The organism is Nocardioides sp. NPDC127503, from assembly GCF_040302165.1.
GTDB lineage: Bacteria > Actinomycetota > Actinomycetes > Propionibacteriales > Nocardioidaceae > Nocardioides.
Genome location: NZ_JBEORH010000027.1, coordinates 1 through 1,906, shown reverse-complemented (window position 1 = coordinate 1,906; position 1,906 = coordinate 1). Strand labels below are relative to the sequence as shown.

Annotated in this window: 2 protein-coding genes; both read right to left on the bottom strand. The window is 26.9% G+C overall.

Annotation, left to right across the window (positions count from 1 at the left end; translation table 11 throughout):
- Positions 1 to 333: 333 nt before the first annotated feature.
- Positions 334 to 714, bottom strand: a complete 381-nt coding sequence (blaI, locus tag ABTW65_RS29370; RefSeq protein ID WP_001284658.1) for a penicillinase repressor BlaI — start codon at positions 712 to 714, stop codon at positions 334 to 336.
- Positions 704 to 1,906, bottom strand: a 1,203-nt coding sequence (locus tag ABTW65_RS29365; protein WP_350666720.1) for a penicillin-binding transpeptidase domain-containing protein, incomplete at its 5' end; no start/stop codon positions are given. The genes blaI and ABTW65_RS29365, both read right to left, overlap by 11 nt.

Here is a 1,906-nt window from a genome sequence, read left to right as displayed (position 1 = left end):
GTCAGCTCGTGATAACGAAATCAAATTAGAAATTTCTTCGATCATACTAAAACATCACGAACAATTATATTGCCAAAAACTTTATATTGAAAAACAGAACAAATGTTCGTATAATGAAACTATAAGGATTGAGGTGATTGAATAATGAAAGATATATTTAATGAAATGGATTACCGTAATATACCACGAGACATGCTAGATAAAAATATTCCTACCGGTCGTGGTATGGTTAAATGGGCACCATTTGATATATGTACTAATCTCATAAAAAATCTAATTTAATAGGGTTCAAACATAATTTATATATGTATTATGTTTGAACCCTATATCTATTTATTTTTTACTAATATCATTTAAAATGTCTCGCAATTCTTCAATTTCTTTGTTATTTAATTCTTCATTTTTCGCAAAATTAAGCACTAAACTTTTCATATCCCCTCCATACAATTTATTAAGAAAGGTTTTAGCAGTTTTCATTTTAATATCATCTTCTTTAATAATTGATGAGTAAAAATAAATATTATTATATTTATATCGTTTTATAATCTCTTTTTTATATAGTCTTGTAATTAATGTTCTAATCGTCTTATCGCTAACTTCTTTATTTTTTTGAATCTCAACTACAATTTCATTAGCTGATACTGATTTTTTATTCCATATTATATTCATAACATCCCATTCAGCCATAGATATTTCAACTTGCTTATTGGCCATTTAAAACACCCATTTCTTTTAATATTTTTTCATTTATTAATTTAGCATTTTCACCAGAGGCTTTTTCATCTGATAAATGTGTAGAAAAATAATACTTATCATGATTTGTAATTACGTAACCTACAAACCACCCATTATTATATTTCCCGTTTACTATACCTGTACCTGTTTTCCCATACAATTCATAATTTTCATTTTTTCTAATCAATAACGAAGAAGATAATTGTTTCTTTTCATTTTTACTAAAATGGTTATTTTGTTCCATCATATTTTTTAAAACTATTACTTGTTCAAGATTAGATATTTTCAAACTATCTTCCAACCAATAGGCTTTATAACTTCCCAAATTTTTATTACCATAATTTAATTGCTTGAGTTGATCAGAAGTATAGTTCTTTGATAATTGATTACTAATACGTTCGAAGTACCAATTAACTGAGTTTTGTATTGCCGTATTTAAATCTTGATCCTTATTCCAAGAATCGAAAGGATAATGATTATGATTCCATGACATACGTGAATTTTTATCACTTATAATATGACGGTCAAGTCCAAACAGTGCTAAATAAATTTTGTAAGTTGAATCAGGAGAATATCTTTTTCTACTTTCTTTTTCATTATAAATATAGTATTTGTCTTTCTTCATGCTGTACATAACGAAAGATCCACTATTTGAACCAAAATTTTTACTTTCATCTAAAATTTGGTAATCGCTTTGCAAGGGCTTTTTATAATTATAATCAGTTAAGGATTGCCCCATTAAAAACTGGCTTTGAATTATCATGATAAAAAAAGTAAAAATACAAATAAAAATTAGAATTAATTTTGACTGCTTTTTCAAATTGGCTTCTTTTATATTAATTAATCTTCTTTTGAGTAATGATTTTTTACCATTAAATGAATGGCTTAATATATTTTTGTTGAAAAATGGGGTTTTTAGTACGGAATCCATAATAGCTTCCGCATAAGACTTAAATTCATTTTTGTTAATATTATTAAGGACAAATTTATCGGCTTCTACTTCATTGTCATGAATCATCTTTCTTTTTACAATTTGTATTAGTGGATTATAACTCATAGCAATAGAAAAAATATTAAAGATAATTAAATGCAAAGTATCTCTGTTTTTAGGGGAGGCAATCGCCCTCCTCCGCTCCCGCCGCAAGTCCGGCGAGATCATCTTCTGAAACAC